General features: G+C 36.4%; 21 protein-coding genes. 4 read left to right on the top strand and 17 right to left on the bottom strand.

The window, feature by feature from the left end; all coding sequences use genetic code 11:
- From ACLMCG_RS05880 to ACLMCG_RS05870, 3 genes are all read left to right on the top strand, one after another.
- Positions 1 to 1,029 carry a hemin-degrading factor gene (locus tag ACLMCG_RS05880; protein ID WP_413959143.1) on the top strand — a complete coding sequence of 343 codons (1,029 nt, stop codon included), beginning with the start codon at positions 1 to 3 and terminating at the stop codon, positions 1,027 to 1,029.
- A gap of 179 nt (positions 1,030 to 1,208) precedes the next feature.
- The gene (locus ACLMCG_RS05875) at positions 1,209 to 2,081 is read left to right on the top strand and encodes a ChaN family lipoprotein (RefSeq protein WP_413959142.1); all 873 of its coding nucleotides are present in this window, start codon (positions 1,209 to 1,211) and stop codon (positions 2,079 to 2,081) included.
- Between the two features lie 245 nt (positions 2,082 to 2,326).
- Complete coding sequence (locus tag ACLMCG_RS05870; RefSeq protein WP_413959141.1) at positions 2,327 to 2,962, top strand: peptide deformylase; 636 nt, start codon at positions 2,327 to 2,329, stop codon at positions 2,960 to 2,962.
- 173 nt (positions 2,963 to 3,135) lie between these two features.
- On the opposite strand, the gene ACLMCG_RS05865 is transcribed toward ACLMCG_RS05870, so the two are convergent.
- From ACLMCG_RS05865 to ACLMCG_RS05855, 3 genes are read right to left on the bottom strand one after another with little or no spacing between them, the layout of a single operon-like run.
- A complete protein-coding gene (locus ACLMCG_RS05865; protein ID WP_223600337.1) occupies positions 3,136 to 3,561 on the bottom strand; it encodes an organic hydroperoxide resistance protein in 426 nt (141 codons plus the stop codon).
- On the bottom strand, positions 3,558 to 3,995 hold the full coding sequence (locus ACLMCG_RS05860) for a MarR family winged helix-turn-helix transcriptional regulator (protein WP_413959140.1): 438 nt from the start codon (positions 3,993 to 3,995) through the stop codon (positions 3,558 to 3,560). The genes ACLMCG_RS05865 and ACLMCG_RS05860 overlap by 4 nt, the downstream gene beginning before the upstream one ends.
- A gap of 31 nt (positions 3,996 to 4,026) precedes the next feature.
- A complete protein-coding gene (locus tag ACLMCG_RS05855) occupies positions 4,027 to 4,659 on the bottom strand; it encodes an NAD(P)H-dependent oxidoreductase (protein WP_309875341.1) in 633 nt (210 codons plus the stop codon).
- 257 nt (positions 4,660 to 4,916) lie between these two features.
- On the opposite strand from ACLMCG_RS05855, the gene ACLMCG_RS05850 reads away from it, so the two are divergent.
- Positions 4,917 to 5,669, top strand: coding sequence for an SDR family oxidoreductase (locus tag ACLMCG_RS05850; protein ID WP_413959139.1), 753 nt, complete (start codon positions 4,917 to 4,919; stop codon positions 5,667 to 5,669).
- A gap of 28 nt (positions 5,670 to 5,697) precedes the next feature.
- Here ACLMCG_RS05850 and ACLMCG_RS05845 read toward each other — a convergent pair whose 3' ends face one another.
- The 14 genes from ACLMCG_RS05845 to ACLMCG_RS05780 all read right to left on the bottom strand — a co-directional run bounded on the left by ACLMCG_RS05845 (position 5,698) and on the right by ACLMCG_RS05780 (position 17,612).
- On the bottom strand, positions 5,698 to 6,009 hold the full coding sequence (locus tag ACLMCG_RS05845) for a hypothetical protein (protein WP_413959138.1): 312 nt from the start codon (positions 6,007 to 6,009) through the stop codon (positions 5,698 to 5,700).
- A gap of 69 nt (positions 6,010 to 6,078) precedes the next feature.
- A complete protein-coding gene (locus tag ACLMCG_RS05840; protein ID WP_413959137.1) occupies positions 6,079 to 7,038 on the bottom strand; it encodes a protein-glutamine glutaminase in 960 nt (319 codons plus the stop codon).
- A 500-nt stretch (positions 7,039 to 7,538) separates the two neighbouring features.
- The gene (lipB, locus tag ACLMCG_RS05835; protein ID WP_413959136.1) at positions 7,539 to 8,267 is read right to left on the bottom strand and encodes a lipoyl(octanoyl) transferase LipB; all 729 of its coding nucleotides are present in this window, start codon (positions 8,265 to 8,267) and stop codon (positions 7,539 to 7,541) included.
- Between the two features lie 31 nt (positions 8,268 to 8,298).
- Entirely contained in the window at positions 8,299 to 9,054 is a 756-nt protein-coding gene (trpA, locus tag ACLMCG_RS05830) for a tryptophan synthase subunit alpha (protein WP_413959413.1), read from the bottom strand.
- 72 nt (positions 9,055 to 9,126) lie between these two features.
- Entirely contained in the window at positions 9,127 to 10,305 is a 1,179-nt protein-coding gene (gene trpB / locus ACLMCG_RS05825) for a tryptophan synthase subunit beta (RefSeq protein WP_413959135.1), read from the bottom strand.
- Positions 10,306 to 10,309: 4 nt separating this feature from the next.
- Positions 10,310 to 10,855 (bottom strand): GNAT family N-acetyltransferase, encoded by a 546-nt coding sequence (locus tag ACLMCG_RS05820; RefSeq protein ID WP_413959134.1) that lies wholly within the window; start codon positions 10,853 to 10,855, stop codon positions 10,310 to 10,312.
- The gene (locus ACLMCG_RS05815) at positions 10,852 to 11,361 is read right to left on the bottom strand and encodes a hypothetical protein (RefSeq protein ID WP_223600327.1); all 510 of its coding nucleotides are present in this window, start codon (positions 11,359 to 11,361) and stop codon (positions 10,852 to 10,854) included. Before ACLMCG_RS05815 ends, ACLMCG_RS05820 begins: the two co-directional genes overlap by 4 nt.
- A gap of 28 nt (positions 11,362 to 11,389) precedes the next feature.
- Entirely contained in the window at positions 11,390 to 12,070 is a 681-nt protein-coding gene (locus tag ACLMCG_RS05810) for a phosphoribosylanthranilate isomerase (protein WP_413959133.1), read from the bottom strand.
- Positions 12,071 to 12,090: 20 nt separating this feature from the next.
- A complete protein-coding gene (trpC, locus tag ACLMCG_RS05805) occupies positions 12,091 to 12,864 on the bottom strand; it encodes an indole-3-glycerol phosphate synthase TrpC (RefSeq protein ID WP_413959132.1) in 774 nt (257 codons plus the stop codon).
- Positions 12,865 to 12,920: 56 nt separating this feature from the next.
- Positions 12,921 to 13,907, bottom strand: coding sequence for an anthranilate phosphoribosyltransferase (gene trpD / locus ACLMCG_RS05800; RefSeq protein ID WP_413959131.1), 987 nt, complete (start codon positions 13,905 to 13,907; stop codon positions 12,921 to 12,923).
- A gap of 41 nt (positions 13,908 to 13,948) precedes the next feature.
- Positions 13,949 to 14,548 (bottom strand): anthranilate synthase component II, encoded by a 600-nt coding sequence (locus ACLMCG_RS05795; RefSeq protein ID WP_413959130.1) that lies wholly within the window; start codon positions 14,546 to 14,548, stop codon positions 13,949 to 13,951.
- A gap of 105 nt (positions 14,549 to 14,653) precedes the next feature.
- Positions 14,654 to 16,078 carry an anthranilate synthase component I family protein gene (locus ACLMCG_RS05790; RefSeq protein WP_413959129.1) on the bottom strand — a complete coding sequence of 475 codons (1,425 nt, stop codon included), beginning with the start codon at positions 16,076 to 16,078 and terminating at the stop codon, positions 14,654 to 14,656.
- Positions 16,079 to 16,324: 246 nt separating this feature from the next.
- Positions 16,325 to 16,969, bottom strand: a complete 645-nt coding sequence (locus ACLMCG_RS05785; protein ID WP_413959128.1) for a hypothetical protein — start codon at positions 16,967 to 16,969, stop codon at positions 16,325 to 16,327.
- Positions 16,970 to 17,159: 190 nt separating this feature from the next.
- Positions 17,160 to 17,612 carry a cupin domain-containing protein gene (locus ACLMCG_RS05780; protein WP_413959127.1) on the bottom strand — a complete coding sequence of 151 codons (453 nt, stop codon included), beginning with the start codon at positions 17,610 to 17,612 and terminating at the stop codon, positions 17,160 to 17,162.
- Positions 17,613 to 17,803: the final 191 nt, after the last annotated feature.

The following is a 17,803-nucleotide window of genomic DNA, read 5'->3' as shown; positions in this document are numbered from 1 at the left end:
ATGAGCACATTAGTTAATGATTTAAAGGAAAAATGGGAAGCTCTGAAAGCAGAAAATCCACATATAAGAATAAGAAATGCCGCTGCACAGCTAGGTGTAAGTGAAGCCGAATTATTAGTAACCAGTGTAGGGGAAGGTGTAACTGTTTTAAATACAGATTTTCCGGGAATTCTTACAGAAGCTGAGCAGTTGGGAAAAGTAATGGCTCTTACCCGTAATGATGAATGTGTTCACGAAAGAAAAGGAATCTATCAGAACAGTGATTTCAGCAGTCCGCACGCACAGCTTTTTGTTGGAGAAGACATTGACCTTAGGATTTTCCTTAACCACTGGAAGTTTGCTTTTGCAGTAGTGGAAGGAGATAAGAAAAGTCTTCAGTTTTTCGGAAAAGATGGTCTGGCATTGCACAAGATCTATCTGACAAAAAACAGCAATGAAGAAGCTTTTGATGCTTTGGTTGAAAAGTTCAAAGCTGAAGATCAGAACCAAGCATTTGTATTTGAGGTAGTTGCTCCAAAACAGGCAGAAAAAGCAGATTCAGAAATTGATGTGGAAGGCTTCAAAAAAGCATGGACAGAATTGAAAGATACTCATGATTTCTTCATGATGACCAGAAAATATGGAGTAAGCAGAACGCAGGCATTAAGATTGGCACCGGAAGGATTTGCTAAGAAAATCGACAATGCTAAAGTGGTCAACATCCTTGAAGATGCTTCTGAAAAAAATACTCCGATCATGGTTTTCGTTGGAAACAGAGGGATTATCCAGATCCACACTGGAAATGTGAAGAAAACACTTTGGCACCAGCAATGGTTCAACGTAATGGATCCTGATTTCAACTTACATTTGGATGTAACGAAAATTGCAGAAGCCTGGATCGTTAAAAAACCAACTGAAGACGGAGAAGTAACGGCTATCGAAGTATTCAACAAAGAAGGAGACTTTATCGTTCAGTTCTTTGGAAAAAGGAAACCTGGAATTCCTGAGCTTCAGGAGTGGAAGGACCTTGTAGCAGCTTTAGAAAAGTAATAATTAGATGATTTGAATGAGACCGTTTTGTTTGTAAAATTCAAAGCGGTCTTTTTTTATTCGGATTTTGGCGAAGAATAATCAAAGACTTTAAGGATAGATTTGCAGATAAGTGAATTTGAAATTATAGTACAATGAGTGCCAAAATATTTGTGTAATTTGTGGTTAAATATAAAAAAATGAAAAATATTTTCATAGCGATACTGCTTGCGGGTTTCTGTTCTTTGAAGGCACAGGAGCTTAAAGCTTTCCAGTTTTATGATAAAAATGGAAAAGAAGTAAAGACGGAAAAACTGGTGAAAGAACTGGCGGATTATGATGTGGTCTTTTTTGGTGAAAACCATAACAGTTCTATCAATCACTGGCTTCAGCTTAAAATTACAGAAGCTCTGTTTGCTAAAAAGAACGGACAGCTTATTTTAGGAGCTGAAATGTTTGAAAGAGACAATCAGGCTCAGCTGAACCAATATCTGAATGGGAAATTTGATGCTAAAACATTCAAAGACTCTGCACGTTTATGGAACAACTATGCAACGGATTACAAACCTTTGGTAGATTTTGCTAAAAATAAAAAACTGAATTTTATTGCCACCAATATCCCAAGGAAATATGCCTCTCAAACCGCTAAAGAAGGTTTGGAATCCCTAAATAAATTAACTGAAAAAGAGAAAACATATATTGCTCAGTTGCCGATAAAAGTTACATTAGACACTCCTGGGTATCCGGAAATGAAAGCAATGATGGGAGATCATGCAGAAGGAACAAAAGTGATGAATTTTATTTCAGCCCAGGCAACGAAAGATGCTACAATGGCAGAATCTATCCTGAAAAACTTCCAGGCCGGAAAAACATTTATCCATTACAACGGAAACTATCACAGTAAAGAATTTGGCGGAATCTACTGGTATATCAAACAGAAAAATCCTAACCTGAAAATGGCAGTAATCTCTGTTTTTGAATCAGACGATCCCGAATTGAAAGTTCCTGCTAAAGAATATATTCCAACAGATTTTAATCTGATTATCCCTGCGGATATGACCAAGACTTTTTAATTTTTTACAAAAATGCCATTCTGAAGAAGGAAGAATCTCCCTATTACTTAATTATAAGATTCTCCGCTACATTGCATTCCTTTCAGAATGACAAAAATCAAACTTACATCGAATTCAATAGGGTCGGGCTTTAGCCCGGCCATTTTTATATTAAAGCTTCAACGGCTTTAGCCAAAACATAAAAATCAGCGTTCCATAATCATTTTTATTCTACAATATTTACCTTTGTATAACATTCAAAAAATATGAAGAAATTACCCATCCTGCTGATCTTTTTTATAGGCCTGTTGAACGCACAGAAACTTACTTCCAATGAGATTTCAATTATTAATCAGGGAGATGTAGATACAGCATTACCGATTTATCAGACAACGGATGCCAGTCAGCATAAAACATTGCTGAGTATTTCTTCAGAAGCAGATCCCCTTGATCCGAATACAGCTGTTCTGGTAAAAAGAATGAAAGAATCTCTTCTTTCTACGGATGGTGGAGTAGGAATTGCAGCGCCACAGGTGGGAATCAACAGAAAGATCATCTGGGTACAACGTTTTGACAAAGAAGGAACTCCTCTGGAATATTTTATCAACCCTGTCATTGTATGGCATTCCGATCTGCAGAATCTTGGGCCGGAAGGAGACCTGTCTATTCCGGATTTCAGGGATCAGTTTTACAGAAGTAAAGTGATTCAACTGGAATATGTGGATTTGAAAGGACAGAAATATTCAGAAATTGTAGAAGGTTTCACAGCTGTTATTTTCCAGCATGAAATTGACCATCTTTTCGGCATTCTGATCTCCGATAAAAAAGAAAAAGAGAAAAATGATTCTTATAGAAAAGTAGATGCCTATCAGAAAAGTGATGTGAATAAAGACAGAAGGTGATGGTGAATTATAAATTATAAATGATGAGTTATGAATGATGACGAACTGTTACTAAAAGTATCCTCAATCATCTGTGCCCATTTGCGAGATCCGTGGGAAAATCAAAAATAAAAAAAGGAGCTGTTTCCATGGAAACAGCTCCTTTCGTTATAACTATGCTTAAAAAAATTGGATTAATCGTTGTTGGTTACTGATAGTTTCACCTCCATATTATTTCTGGTTGCATTAGAATAAGGGCAGATTTGGTGTGCCTTTTCTGTCAGAGCCTGTGCTTCCTCAATAGAAACTCCAGGAATGTTGACATCAAGTTCTGCCGCCAGTCCGAAACCTCCATTCTCAATTTGGCCGATGCTTACCTGTGCAGTAACAGTTGTTTCTCCGGTTTTTACTTTAGAAAGACTGATTACTCTGTTTAATGCGCTGTCGAAACATGCAGAATATCCGGCTGCAAAAAGCATTTCAGGATTGGCAAAATCTTCATTGGCTCCTCCTAATGCTTTCGGCATTCTTACATCAAGATCCAATACTCCGTTTTCACTTTTTACATGTCCGTTTCTGCCTCCTTGAGCAGTTACCTGAGTTGTATATAATGTTTTCATTTATTTTCTATTTTGTTTAATATTTTTAGGACTGTGTCTTTAAGATGCAGCAGTTCTTCCGGCTGTATGCCCAGTCTTTCCTGAATTTTTCCCGGAATTTCACATGCTTTTTTCTGAAGCTGTTTTCCTGCTTCGTCTAAAAATACTTCAACCACTCTTTCGTCTTCTTTTTTTCTTTTTCTGATGATAAATCCTTTGGTTTCCAATCTTTTAAGAAGAGGTGTCAAAGTGCCGCTATCGAGAAACAGTTTTTCCCCTATATGGGTTACTGTAAGTCCGTCACCTTCCCATAATACCATCATAACAAGGTACTGCGGATACGTTATGTCCAGCTCATCGAGGAAAGGACGGTAAAGCCCTGTGATCTCTTTGGCTATAACATACAGCGGGAAGCAAATCTGGTTTTCTAGTTTGGGTGTTTTCGGATTTTCCATAAGTTTGAGTACGAAAGATTCGATGAAGGTATTACTTTTTTATGATAAATTCATCCATTGGAATTCTGACTTTTTTCATAGAAGACAGCCAGTCATTGGCTTCGTCACGGTATCCAAGGTATAAAAGGCTTACACTTTTTAATCCTAATTCTTTTAATCCCAATACTTCATCTACCACTTCATTACTGAATCCTTCTGCCGGAGTACTGTCGATTTTAAGTTCTGCAGCCTGAGCCAGGGCAATTCCTAAGGCAATATAAGTCTGGCGGGCCGTGTGTGCAAAATGCTCTTCAGGAGTCTGTGCCCCATACATTTCTTTAATTTTATCGGTATAGCTTCCGAAACGACCTCTTGGAAGGTCTCTTACATCGGTATGATAATCGTAAACTTTGTCAATTTTTTCATTAGAATAGCTGTCCCATGCTGCAAAGACCAAAACGTGAGAAGAATCTCTCATTACTTCAGGGTTTAAAGCACCTGCTACCATTTTTTCTTTCAGTTCCTGATTTTCTACCACGATGATTCGGAATGGTTGTAATCCCGATGAAGTAGGAGCCAGTCTTGCTGATTCTAAAATAGTATTAAGATCTTCCTGTGAAATTTTTTTGTTCGGGTCATAAGCTTTTACAGCGTGTCTCCAGTTTAGGTTTTCTATTAATGACATTTTTTTCTTTGTTTTAAATTAAACTACTTGGTGATTGTTGAACTTCCTGTTTTTTTAATTGAAGTAAAACAACAGTACAAATGTATAAACAATTTAATTGTGTGCAATTTAATTTTGAAAGATTTTATTGATGACGATTATTGATGAATTAAAATAAATAGTAATACAGTTTGCTTTTAACTCATTTTCGCATGATTCGGATTTTTTAAGATTCTCTCGATTGCAATCTTTGCAGAAGAATTTTAAACCAAAAAACAATGCAGAGATTTAAAAACAAAACGGCTTTAATTACCGGAGGAACAAATGGAATGGGTCTGGCTACCGCTCAGAAATTTATTGAAGAAGGAGGAACAGTCATTATTACAGGAAGAAGTGAAGATACTGTGAATAAGGCGCTGGAAAAACTTGGTGAAAAGGCTTTTGGAATTGTATCCGATGCCGGAAATATAAAAGACCTGATGAACCTTCAGCAGGAAGTCAGAAAGTACACCGAACAGATTGATCTGGTCTTTGCCAATGCCGGATACGGAAGATTTGCTCCTGTAGAATATGTGGATGAAAATCAGTTTGATGAACTTTTTAATCTTCTGGTAAAAGGTCCTTTTTTTACAGTGCAGCAAATATTACCATTGATGAATAGCGGAAGCTCCGTTATTTTTAATACTTCTGTGGCGACGGATATTGCAATGCATAATTTTTCCGTGTATTCTGCGGCCAAATCAGCAGTACAGTCTTTCATTAAAACCTTTGCGGTAGAGCTTACAGAACGCGGGATCCGTGTCAGCGGGGTGAGTCCCGGACATATTAAGACCAATATTTTTAATAATACAGGCTTAACCGGGGAGCAGATTGAAAATGCCATTGAGGACATTATTCCTACCATACCTTTTAAAAGACAGGGGGAACCGTCAGAAATAGCCAATGTAGTTCTGTTTCTTGCTTCAGAAGAAGCCTCTTATATCCATGGTGCTGAAGTAAAAGTAGATGCCGGGATTTCTGTGATCAGATAACGGCAGACTATTTCAGAGCAATTAAAGGTTATTTCACCTCTTTAATTTCTTTGATGATATTGGTTTTATTTTCAATACCAATATTATAGGTCTTACTTTTCTTAAGGCTCTGGGTTGCCTTTTCCATCAGAGTTTTGTACTCCGGTGATTTTTTTGAAATATAAAAAACCTGAGCACTGATTCCAATGGCAACACGTACTACTTCATTGGGTTTATCCGGATCTTCGGTGATATCTGAAATAGTAGCATTATTATACCAGGTTAAGTTCTGCGAACTGGAATTACCGGAACAGGATGTAATCATAATAAAAAGTAATAATAAATAGGACCAGGCTTTCATAGCAAAAAGTATTAAGTAAAAAGCTCCTGCAATGTATCAAAATAAATGCAGGAGCTCTATATAAATTAGTTAAAATCCACAGCTTGCTACACTAGGAGCAGGAGAAGGAGAGCATCCTGAAAGGGATGAGAAGATATTCAATACACAATTGGTATTTACATAGTTGTTATCATACAGTAAAGAACCTGCCGGGCTTCTGTAGTACACGTTTCCTGCCGTATTGGCATAAGAAGATACAGATGCAGATCCACAGCTTGTGTTTGTACATGCAGCTCTCCATGCAGCATCAGTTACAGGTCCGCTGGAGAATAATGATGGATCAATGATTCTTTTTTCAACAATTCCGGAAGCATTTTTAAAACTTACCAATATCGCTACGTGATATACCCATGATACGCAGCATGTTCCTGTAGAAGCTCTCAGGTTACCATACACGAATTGCTTTTCACAGTCGTATCCTGCATTCAATAGTATTTGTCTCATTTTATGGGCTCTTGCATAGCATCCGTCAACAGGATATCTGAATGTAATGCACGGAGAAGAAGCTGTAGAAGTTCCGCAAGCCTGATTTTTTATCTGAGCAAACAGACTGTTTAAAGTGGCAAGGTTAGGAATAACGCTTACTGCTTTTCGGCTTTCTTCTTTTATTTCTTTAGTAAGGATAGATTTGAAATAACGAATATCTTCAGCAGTAGCTTTGTCTACTTTTGCGATTTCGCTGGTATTGGCTTTAAGGAAAATCTGAACAGGAGTTTCGTTTTCAACAGCCTGTCTGATCATGGAAATATAGCCTGCATTTTCTTTACTGTCCTTGATGTAGTAGGGCTGAGCAGTAACCATAAATGAGATTTTAAATTTCCCGTCTTCTTTATCAATCCCTACCGGGACAGTTTTACCAAAGTCTTTCATTGCGATTTCGTTTGACTCTTTGGCAACAAGATTAGGATCCTGATTGGCACCTGAATCTGAACAGGAATTAAATGACAGTACCGTCACGAATACCATCATGGATAAAAGAAATTTTTTCATAGTTTTTATATTTTGGTGGTTAATTTTCAGTGAACATTTTAATTTGTAATAGTTCACTATTTTGTGATATTAAAAGTAATAAAATTTAAAATATACGCAAGATTTTTTTTAAATAAAATAAATTATTCTTTCATTTTATTGATTTTATGATATTGAAAATGGCGAAAAACTAATGATTATAGTGGTGGATTTAAATAAAACAAGTTTTTTAAAAAATTATGAGTTTTTTGGTTTTCATGGGTTAGATTCCTACGGAATGGACAAACTGTGGGGTAAAACCTCGATTCCAATTGTGTCATTCCGTAGGAATCTGGCCAATTTCACAAATCAGCACTATTTTTCAACATCTATAAGGTTTTGAAAACCTTTGATTTCCAAATTAAAAATAAAACGGTTTAGATTCAGTAAGATTTAAATGTTCTGATAATTATGATAGTATTTAAACTAAAAACCCAGTTTCGACTATTGAAACTGGGTTTATTATATTTTAAGTCAATTGACTATTTGTAAATGAGTTCTGCCTGAAAAACGTCAGCAAAATGTTTTCTGATCTTTGCTTTCAGTTCTTCCATTTCTTCCGGAGTAAGCTCTCTTTCAAGTTCTCTTTTCAGAGAAGTCACCTGCTTATCTTTGATCCCACATGGAATGATGTATTCAAAATAACGCATATCTGTATTTACATTCAATGCAAAACCATGAAGAGTTACCCATCTTGAAGCTTTCACACCCATCGCACACATTTTTCTTGCGTAAGGTTTCCCTACATCCAGCCAGACTCCGGTTTCTCCTGGAGAACGTTCTCCTTTAATACCATATTCGGCAATGGTTCTGATGATCACTTCTTCCAGATTTCTCATATATAAATGAATGTCTGTAAAAAAGTTCTCAAGATCCAGGATAGGATAGCCTACAACCTGTCCGTAACCATGATAAGTAATATCTCCGCCACGGTTTACCTTTACGAAAGTGGCATCAATTTCTTTCAGTTTATCAATGCCGGCAAGCATATTTTCTTCATGTCCGCTTTTTCCTAAAGTATACACATGAGGATGCTCTACAAAAAGAAGGTGGTTGGGAGTGGTTGTATGCTGTTCTGCAGGAAGATCTCTGTTTTTTATCTTGGTATCAATGATATTTTTCATCAGCTGCTCCTGATAATCCCAGGCTGGCTGATATTCTTTGATCCCTAAATCTTCAAATTCTACTGATTTATTTTGATTTGTATTCATTTCAATTTTTGATATACAAATTTAGTGAATTTTACCCTTTTATGGAATGGATAAAATCTATGGCACTTTTCTTCCAGTCTTTATCCTGAAGCAGAATATTTACAAAGGCTGTTCCTATGATACCGCCATCCGCTTTTTCTGTTACATTTTCAAAATCCTCTTTCGATTTAATTCCGAATCCGATCATCACAGGATTTTTGAGTGGGAGGGAAGCTACCCTGGAAAGGTAGTATTCATTTTTTAAAACTGCATTTTCATTTCCCGTTGTAGAGGAAGAGCTTACTGCATACAGAAAACCTGAACTTAAAGAATCAAGATACATCATTCTTTCATCAGAGGTTTCCGGAGTGACCAGAAAGGTAAAATTAAGATTGTACTGCTTTAAAACAGACTGATAGTTTTTCTCAAATTCAATAGGGGGAAGGTCAGGAAGAATCAACCCTGAAACACCGCTTTCGGAACATGCTGCACAGAATCTCTCAAATCCAAAACTCAAAACAGGATTGATATATCCCATCAGGATAATCGGAATTCTGATTTCGTCTTTGATGGCTTTTAACTGAGATAATAACTTTTCAATCGTCATTCCGTTTTGCAAAGCCAGTTCATGAGCTTTCTGAATCACCGGTCCGTCTGCCACAGGATCAGAATAGGGCATTCCGATCTCGATCATATCTGCTCCGGAATCCTGAATCAGTTTTATAATATCAGCGGTATCTTCCAGTTGTGGAATTCCTGCTGTGAAGTATATATTTAGTTTTTTCATTTCTTTCTTTTTTGTATTGATGTATTTATGTAAAATGTATTTATGATCAGGTTTTATCTGTTAAAGTCATTTTACGTGAATACTTTTTACATTTTACAGATTTTTCAAATACGTTTCCATATCCTTATCCCCACGGCCGCTCAGACAAATAACAACAACATCGTTTTCATTAAATTTCTTTTTGTCAAGAACAGCCAGCGCATGGGAACTTTCCAATGCCGGAATGATTCCTTCCAGTTTGGTCAGCTCGAAAGCACATTTTAAAGCTTCATCATCATTAATGCTAAAAAATTCAGCACGTTTTTCTTTAAATAAATGAGCATGAAAAGGACCAATCCCTGGATAATCCAATCCTGCAGAGATAGAGTGGGGTTCTATAACCTGGCCGTCTTCCGTCTGCATCACAAGACTTTTGCTTCCGTGAAGTACCCCAAGTGTTCCTAAAAATGTAGTTGCTGCAGATTTCCCGGAATCTACTCCCAATCCTCCTGCTTCAGCGGCAATGATTTTCACTGCTTTTTCCTCCACAAAATGATAGAAAGTCCCAGCAGCATTACTTCCACCTCCTACGCAGGCAATCACGTAATCCGGATTTTCTCTTCCGATTTTTTCTTTAAGCTGCTCTTTAATCTCTTTTGAAATAATGCTCTGAAATCTTGCTACAAGATCCGGGAATGGGTGAGGACCCACCACGCTTCCAATCACATAATGAGTTGTCTGAGGATTGTTGATCCAGTCTCTTAACGCTTCATTAACAGCATCTTTAAGTGTTTTTGATCCTGAAGTGGCTGGTACTACTTCCGCCCCCAGCATTTTCATCCTTGCCACATTCGGAGCTTGTCTCTGGATGTCAATTTCTCCCATATAAACGATGCATTCCAAACCAAGCAAAGCACAGGCTGTAGCGGTGGCAACACCATGTTGTCCGGCTCCGGTTTCAGCAATAATTCTGGTTTTTCCAAGGCGTTTTGCCAATAGAACCTGTCCCAGAGCGTTATTGATCTTATGAGCTCCGGTATGGTTGAGGTCCTCACGTTTTAAATAAATCTGAGTCTGGTATTTCTGACTTAGGTTTTTAGCAAAATATAAAGGTGTGGCACGGCCTACATAGTTTTTCAGCAAATCCTGATACTCGGCCTGAAAATCTTCAGACTCTATAATTTCAAGATAGTTTTTTTGCAATTCTTCTACATTAGGATAGAGCATTTCTGGGATAAAAGCACCTCCAAACTCTCCATAATATCCGTTTTCATCGGGGTTTTTATAATTCATTTTTTTATTCTTTAGTAATTAAATAAGCATTATTCTGTGCGCTTAGCTGATTAAGCAGTTCTTTGGTTTCCTTTGATGCATTAAAAATCAAAATATCATCGTCTTCAGAGTTAACCCATTCCGAATTGATACTTTCTTTGATCATTTTAGCTTTGTCATGAAGAATTTCAATCGAACACTTTTCATAAAAAGGACGGAGATCCGAATGACAGAAACCAATAGTATCCAAATTTCTCTGAATGACATTTTCTTTGAAATGACGAACTAAAGCAGCTCCATACCCTTTCTTTTTATGAGCAGAAACAAGTCCTACAGCCTCCGCAAAGGAATAATCAGTGCCGGCTATTTTTAACGTAAAATCAAAATTGACACGCATCAATGCCAGAATATTTTCATCAGTATCCATTATAAAATGAAATTCAGAATCTTTGAAAAAAGTCCGGAAATAAGCAGACCTCATGCTGTTCCAGGCAGAAATATCCCAAAGCTGTAAGATATGTTCTATCTCATTTTCCGTTAAATCCTTCGTTTCCTTTACCTGATATTTCATGAGTTTAAGCTATTAATAAATGTAAGATGATAATCGTATTGTTGTTTGGTAATCAGTTTTTTATAATGTAATAATTCTATTTTATGCATTAAATCAATTAGCGTTGCTTTATCTATTTTGGATTGATACATGGTAATTGCAATTTCCAGATTGTCAATCAGATAATAAGAATCAGAGTCTTCATACAGCAGAAATATTTTAGCATAGATCAATCCTAAGTCATAATTTATAACTGATCTTACATGGCTTTCCAGAAACTTATCTGAAATAATAACAAGATAATAGCTGTTCCACAAACTGATTCTTTCAAAAAAATACTGAATATCGGTTTCCTGAAAATCTTTAATGATTTCAATGAACTCAGACAATAATCCGCCAACTTCCCAATGCTCTATATTGCTGTCATTCTCGGCAACAAAATGATACAAGGCCTGGATTTTTTCATTCCCAAACTTAGGAGGAAATAAGTTTTTATAAAATGTCTTTTTTAGCAAATGTATGTTCATCGTTGTGTTTTTTTAGGGGTTATATCTTTTATTGATATAGGTTTTTAAACTTTTTTATACGGTCAATATCTTTATTTCCAGGTTCGATTTCAAATTTTGAATTGATATCTAAAGCAAAAGGCTGCTGTTGTAAATCTTCGATATCTCCAATATTTTCTTCTGAAATACCACCACTTAAAAAGTAGGGCAGTGGAATCTTAAGATCGTTCAGCAAAGTCCAGTCAAACTGTTTTCCTGTTCCACCGAATGCTTTCCCGTCTGTATCAAACAAATAATAGGTGATAGGTGACAGGTTGCAGGTTTCAGATTGCTGACTGAAAGTTTGCAGTATTTTATTTTTGGTTTCTGAATCATTGTTTCCTATCCTTATCACTTTAATGATCTTGACTTCGGGATCCAGTTTTTGTCTTAATTCAGTAATGAAACGATCACTTTCGTCGCCATGAAGCTGTACAAAATTCAATTCTGCTTTTTGAACAATCTGTAGAATGACCTCTGCTTTTTCGTTTACAAAAACGCCAGTTTTTCCCTGGTGATTTATAGTAGAAATCTCTTCCAGGCTCAGATGATTCAAAACATATCTCGGTGACTTTTCATAAAAGATGAAGCCAAGGAAATCTATGTTCATTGCCATCAGCTCTTGAATCTGGCTTAATTGCGTTAAGCCGCATACTTTGAGTTTGGGAGTGCTGGTAGGTTGCAGGTTCATTTCAGGTATCATTTTATCTATTAAATTTGTACTGAGAAATCTTCAAATGCTTTAGCCGGGTTCGTATTTTTCATAAAATATTCTCCCATCAGGAAGCCGTCAAATCCTTTTTCTTTTAAAAACTGAAAATCTTCAAGGTTATAAATACCGCTTTCCGCTACAGATAAAACTTCTTTTGGAAGCAGGTTTTTCAGCTGAACAGAATGTTGCAGGTCCACTTTGAAGTCTTTAAGGTTTCTGTTGTTGATTCCTACAAGATCAATTTTTGAATTACAATGTTTCAGTTCATCTTCCGTATGAATTTCCAGTAAAACTTCCATGTTCAGTTCATGAGCAAGATCTGTAAATTCTTCTACCTGAGCGGGTGAAAGGCAGGATGCGATCAGTAAAATAACATCAGCTCCAATACTTTTAGCTTCATAGAACTGGTATTCATCAATCATGAAATCTTTTCTCAGAATCGGAATGTTAATATCATTTCTTACACTTACAATATCATTTAAGTTTCCTCCGAAAAAATCATGATCAGTCAGAATAGAAATTCCGCTGGCTCCAAAATTTTCGTATGCTGAAACCACTTCTAATGGCTCCACGCTATTGTTGATGATTCCTTTTGAAGGAGATTGTCTTTTAAATTCAGCGATAATTCCGCTTCTATTTTTGATAGATTCTTTCAGAGAATGGGTTTTTCTTCCAAAAAAGCCTGTGTTTTTTAACCGGTCAAGAGATATACGTGATTTTGCTCCGGCAACTTCCTCTTTTTTTCGTTCAATAATTTTATCCAGTATAGTCATTTCTTGTGTTTATGTTTGGTCAATGGTGAATTTTGCTTCGCAAGTGAATAATGAATTTAATTAATCAGGAGATTAAAACTGTTTAATGCTTTTCCACTTTGAAGACTTTCCTGAGCCAGAAGAAGACAGTCGTCATACGTTCCGAAGCGATGCGTGTTGTAGAGCGCTACTGAAGCATTGGCCAGAATCACAGAATTTTGTTGTTCCGTACCTTTTCCTTCCAGGATATTCATAAATATTTTTGCCGTTTCCTGAACAGAACTTCCAGCCTTAATATCCTCCAGCGTTACCGGGTTGAAACCTAAATCTTCTGCGGAATAAATCTCTTCTCCGTTTTTTGTAATGATTTTGCTGTCGTCAGTAAGACTTATTTCATCATATCCGTCAAGGCCATGTACCAGAATAAACTCACGTTCCTCTTTTTGAAGGAGGTACTGATAAATTCTTGCAATTTCCAGGTTGTACACTCCAATCATTGAATATTTGGGTTTTGCAGGATTAACTAATGGTCCCAAAAGGTTAAAAAATGTTCTTAAACCTAAAGATTTTCTCAATAGTCCAACAGATTGAAGCGCGGGATGAAAATAAGGAGCATGTAAAAAGCAGATATTGGCTCTTTCAAGGTCTTCATTCAATTGCTCCGAACTGTTTTTAAACTGATATCCCAGTTCCTCCAGTACATTGGATGAACCAGTGATAGTGGAAGCTCCATAATTTCCATGTTTGGTTACCTTCTGCCCGGCTCCTGCCACCACAAAGCTTGCTAATGTTGAGATATTAATAGTGTCTTTTCCGTCACCTCCCGTTCCCACAATGTCAATGGCATCACTTGCATCTATATCAGCAGGAACAGCCATCTGTAGCAGAGCCTCTCTGAAGCCTTCCACTTCCTTCAAAGTAATATTTCTCATCAGGAAAACACTGATAAATGCAGTAACTTCTGCGGCATTGAACTTATTCTGTGCAATCTCAATCATGGTAGCCTTAGCTTCTGATTTTGAAAGCGTATTATGGTTGAACAGGTATTGCAGTATTTCTTTCATTTGTGGTGTTTTTATTGTTATTGATGGGATTTCTAGTGTTTTCACGATAAAAGAAAGTTTTTAATGATTACTTCTCCTTCCGGAGTTAAAATACTTTCAGGGTGAAACTGTACTCCGTGTACATCATAAGTTTTATGCTGTAAAGCCATGATCATTCCGTCTTTGTCTACAGCTGTGATTTCCAGTTCCTCCGGGAAACCTTCAGGATTTACTGCCCAGCTGTGGTATCTGCCTACTTCCAGTCCTGAATTCAGATCTTTGAAAAGTTTGGTATTTTCTTTTACCAGTTCAGTAGTGGTTGCAACTCCGTGGAAGATTTCAGTCAGATTGATTAGATTTCCTCCGAAAGCTTCAGCAATGGCCTGCTGTCCAAGGCACACTCCCAGGATACTTTTTGTAGGTGCATATTCTTTAATAAGGTCTAATAAAATGCCTGCTTCCTCAGGAATTCCAGGTCCCGGAGAGAGAATGATCTTATCATACTTTCCGATTTCTTCCAGAGTAATTTCATCATTTCTTACCACATCCACTCTTTGATTCAGAATTCTTTCAATAATCTGGACCAGGTTATAAGTGAAGCTGTCATAGTTGTCAAAAACAAGAACTTTAAGTGGCTGCTGAGTGTTTATATTGTTGTTCATTTCTTTTTTGTTAGGTTGTTTTGCTAGTTGCTAGTTGCTAGTTGCTAGTTGCTAGTTGCTAGTTGCTAGTTGCTAGTTGCTAGTTGCTAGTTGGTTGGGCTTATTTTATTTTTCAACTATTTTTTCTGCTTTTTCCACTGCTTTTTTCAGTGCATTCAGTTTATTGTTGACTTCCTGCAGTTCATTTTCCGGAACTGATTTAGCCACAATACCGGCACCAGCCTGGTAAAAGAGCGTATTGTTTTTACTTAAGAAAGTTCTGATCATAATGGCCTGGTTGCAGGTTCCGTTCAATCCGATCATTCCTATACAGCCGCCATAATATCCGCGGGAATCTTTTTCGTATTGGTTGATTAGTTGAAGCGCTTTATGCTTCGGCGCACCGCTCAGTGTTCCCTGAGGGAAAGTTGCAGATACCATTTCAAGAGGGTTGATATCAGTGGAAACATCGGCTGTTACTTCACTTACCATATGGATTACGTGAGAGAACAACTGAATTTCTTTAAGTTTGGTTACCGTTACATTTTTTCCGAGTTTTCCAAGATCATTTCTTGCCAGGTCAACCAGCATGGTATGTTCTGCATTTTCTTTAGGATCAGCTTTTAATTCTTCAATAGCTTGAAGATCAGTCTCAAAGTTTCCTGTTCTTTTAGATGTTCCGGCGATCGGGTGGATGATTGCTTTATGGTCTTTTATAATTAATTGGCTTTCAGGGCTTGATCCGAATAATTTGTAATTTCCGTAATCAAAATAGAAAAGATACGGAGAAGGGTTGATATTTCTTAAAGCACGGTATACATTGAATTCATCTCCTTTGAATTTCTGTTCAAACCTTCTGCTCAAAACCAGTTGGAAGACATCGCCACGCATGCAGTGTTTTTGGGCTGTTTTTACTAATTCTCTATAGTCTTCATCAGTAATATTAGACGTTTCCTCATCAGTTTTTTCGAAAGGATACACAGGGGTATTCTGATTTTTAATAAGGTTTTCCAACAGATGGAACTCAGATTTTACCCCGTCAATAGAATTTTCAATGATATACATTTCATCGTTGAAATGGTTGATTGCAATTACATATTGATATAATCTGTATCTCAGAACAGGAATTTCAACTTCTTTACTTTGTGCTTTAAGATTGATCTTTTCAAAAAACTGTACCGCTTCAAAACTTGTATATCCAAAAAGGCTCTGAGCAGTTTGTTCTATAGGATCGTTCGTTTCTTCACATTTAAAAATTTTCCTGAATTCCTCGAATATATCTGTGATATTGCGTTCCATCATGAACTGCTTTATAGGAGCAGAAGCAGGAAGCTTGATTTCATATTCGTTGAGGTTTTTTACTTCAATTCCTGCAATGGCATTTACTGCGATGAAAGAAAAGTTGTTATCAATACTTTTTGAATCCGAGCTTTCCAGAAGAATGGTATCACGGAATTTATCTCTGATTTTAAGATAAATATTCATGGGCGTATGAAGATCTCCCAGTGTTTTTTTCGAAACAGTTTTTATTTTAATTGTGTCAGTATGCATTTTGTTTTTTTGTAAGATTAAAGAATAAAAAAAGGCTTCAACGGTATCCGTCAAAGCCTATATATTGTTTTTTGATTATTTCTGCTGTATGATTAGCAACATGACAATACCTTCAGACCCGACGAAGAGTTTGAAAGCCACCACCAAATATTGTTGCTCATTTTAAACATGGGACAAATGTAGAAATTTTTTTAATACAAAAACTAAAAAATAGTAAAAATTAAAAAAACTTAACATAAAAATCTTCTATTTAAGCTGCTTCAGCTCAAGTTGCAATTCTTTGATTTTCTCTTTGTAAGCTGCTTCATCATAATATTTTACATATTCTTCTAATGCTGAAATGTATTCTTCAATGAACTCCTTATTGGTTCTGTCTGCTTCATATTTGATTTTTGCTGAATTGATAGGAGCCAATTTTGAATACTTAAGACTTGCCTGTCCTTCATCAGACTGATTGTAGAGAATCACTATGTTTTTTTCATAGCCCGGAATGTATTTTACAGGAAAAGAAACCTCCGTTTGCGGTATTCTGATTGCATTTTCAATCGGATAGATAGAAGCTGTTGTAGTAGAGAAAAATGTTGAAATATATTTTCCGTCCTGTTTCTTTACAATAGCTTCATAATCATGAATATACATGTCATTCAGAGTAGAGTTGGTTTCTACATCAGACGTAATGATTGCAGTGCTTTCCACTCCGTATTTGTTTAAAAACCATGCGTTTAAAAACTGTCCTCCAAATCCGTTTAATATAGCCAGAGGAATAATGGGGATCAAAAACCATGCTTTTTTGGTCAGGTACGAAAGTCCTCCAAAGAATACCAGTAACAAAATCACAGTATAAAAACCATGATGACTGGTAAAAAAAAGAATTTTTGAAATTAAAACCATGGATTAAATATAACGATAATAATCTTTTATTAAACGCTGAGGTCGCAAAGATGTTATTAAATTACTGTTAAAGTGGTCGCAGAGGCGTTTTACTCAGCAAAGTCCGTTGTCATTAACTAAACGAAGTGCCCTTGCGAACAAAAAAATAGAGTTTATGATAATTACTTTGCGAACATGGCGTTTAAAACAACTATTTTACGGGTTCAGACAAAGGAATATCAGGAGTTCCACTATAGAAAACAATCAGCGTAGCTCCTTTATCTCCGGTTTTACCTCTGTGGCCGGTATTAACCATTTCAGGAAGAACCTGGCCTTTTCTTATCCATTGTGTTTTGCCGTCTTCCTTTCTTTCGATCTGGATTTCTCCTTTTTCTACATACGCTGCATTAATGACTGGGTGTTTATGCCAGTCCAGAGCTTTGTTGGGAGGTACGGCAATTTTCAGAACCGATATTTCAGGCTGTGTTGTGGGATAAGCCGGATACACAGTTCCATCCCAAGACTTTGTAGTTTTTAAAAGCGTTACAGATTCAATTTTATCAGAATATTCTGATTGTGGCTCGTTCGATGAATTATCACAGGAAAAAAGCAGGGAAGAGAGTAGAGCGAAGAAAGCTGTACCCAATAGATTTTTTTTAGTCATAAACTTTTCAATTAATAGATTGATTTGGTTCGGATGATCCGTGATACAAAAATAGTAAGCCTATTTAAATTTCCCTATTATTTGAATTATTTTTTATTGATCTGATGACAATTCAGCCCTTAAAAAATATTTATCAAAGAAAACATTTGTCATAAGTTTAAAACTTTATTTTTTATATTTTTGCTACCAAA

It is taken from the genome of Chryseobacterium sp. S90 (assembly GCF_047444895.1).
GTDB lineage: Bacteria > Bacteroidota > Bacteroidia > Flavobacteriales > Weeksellaceae > Chryseobacterium.
This window is presented reverse-complemented; position numbering and strand designations above follow the sequence as displayed.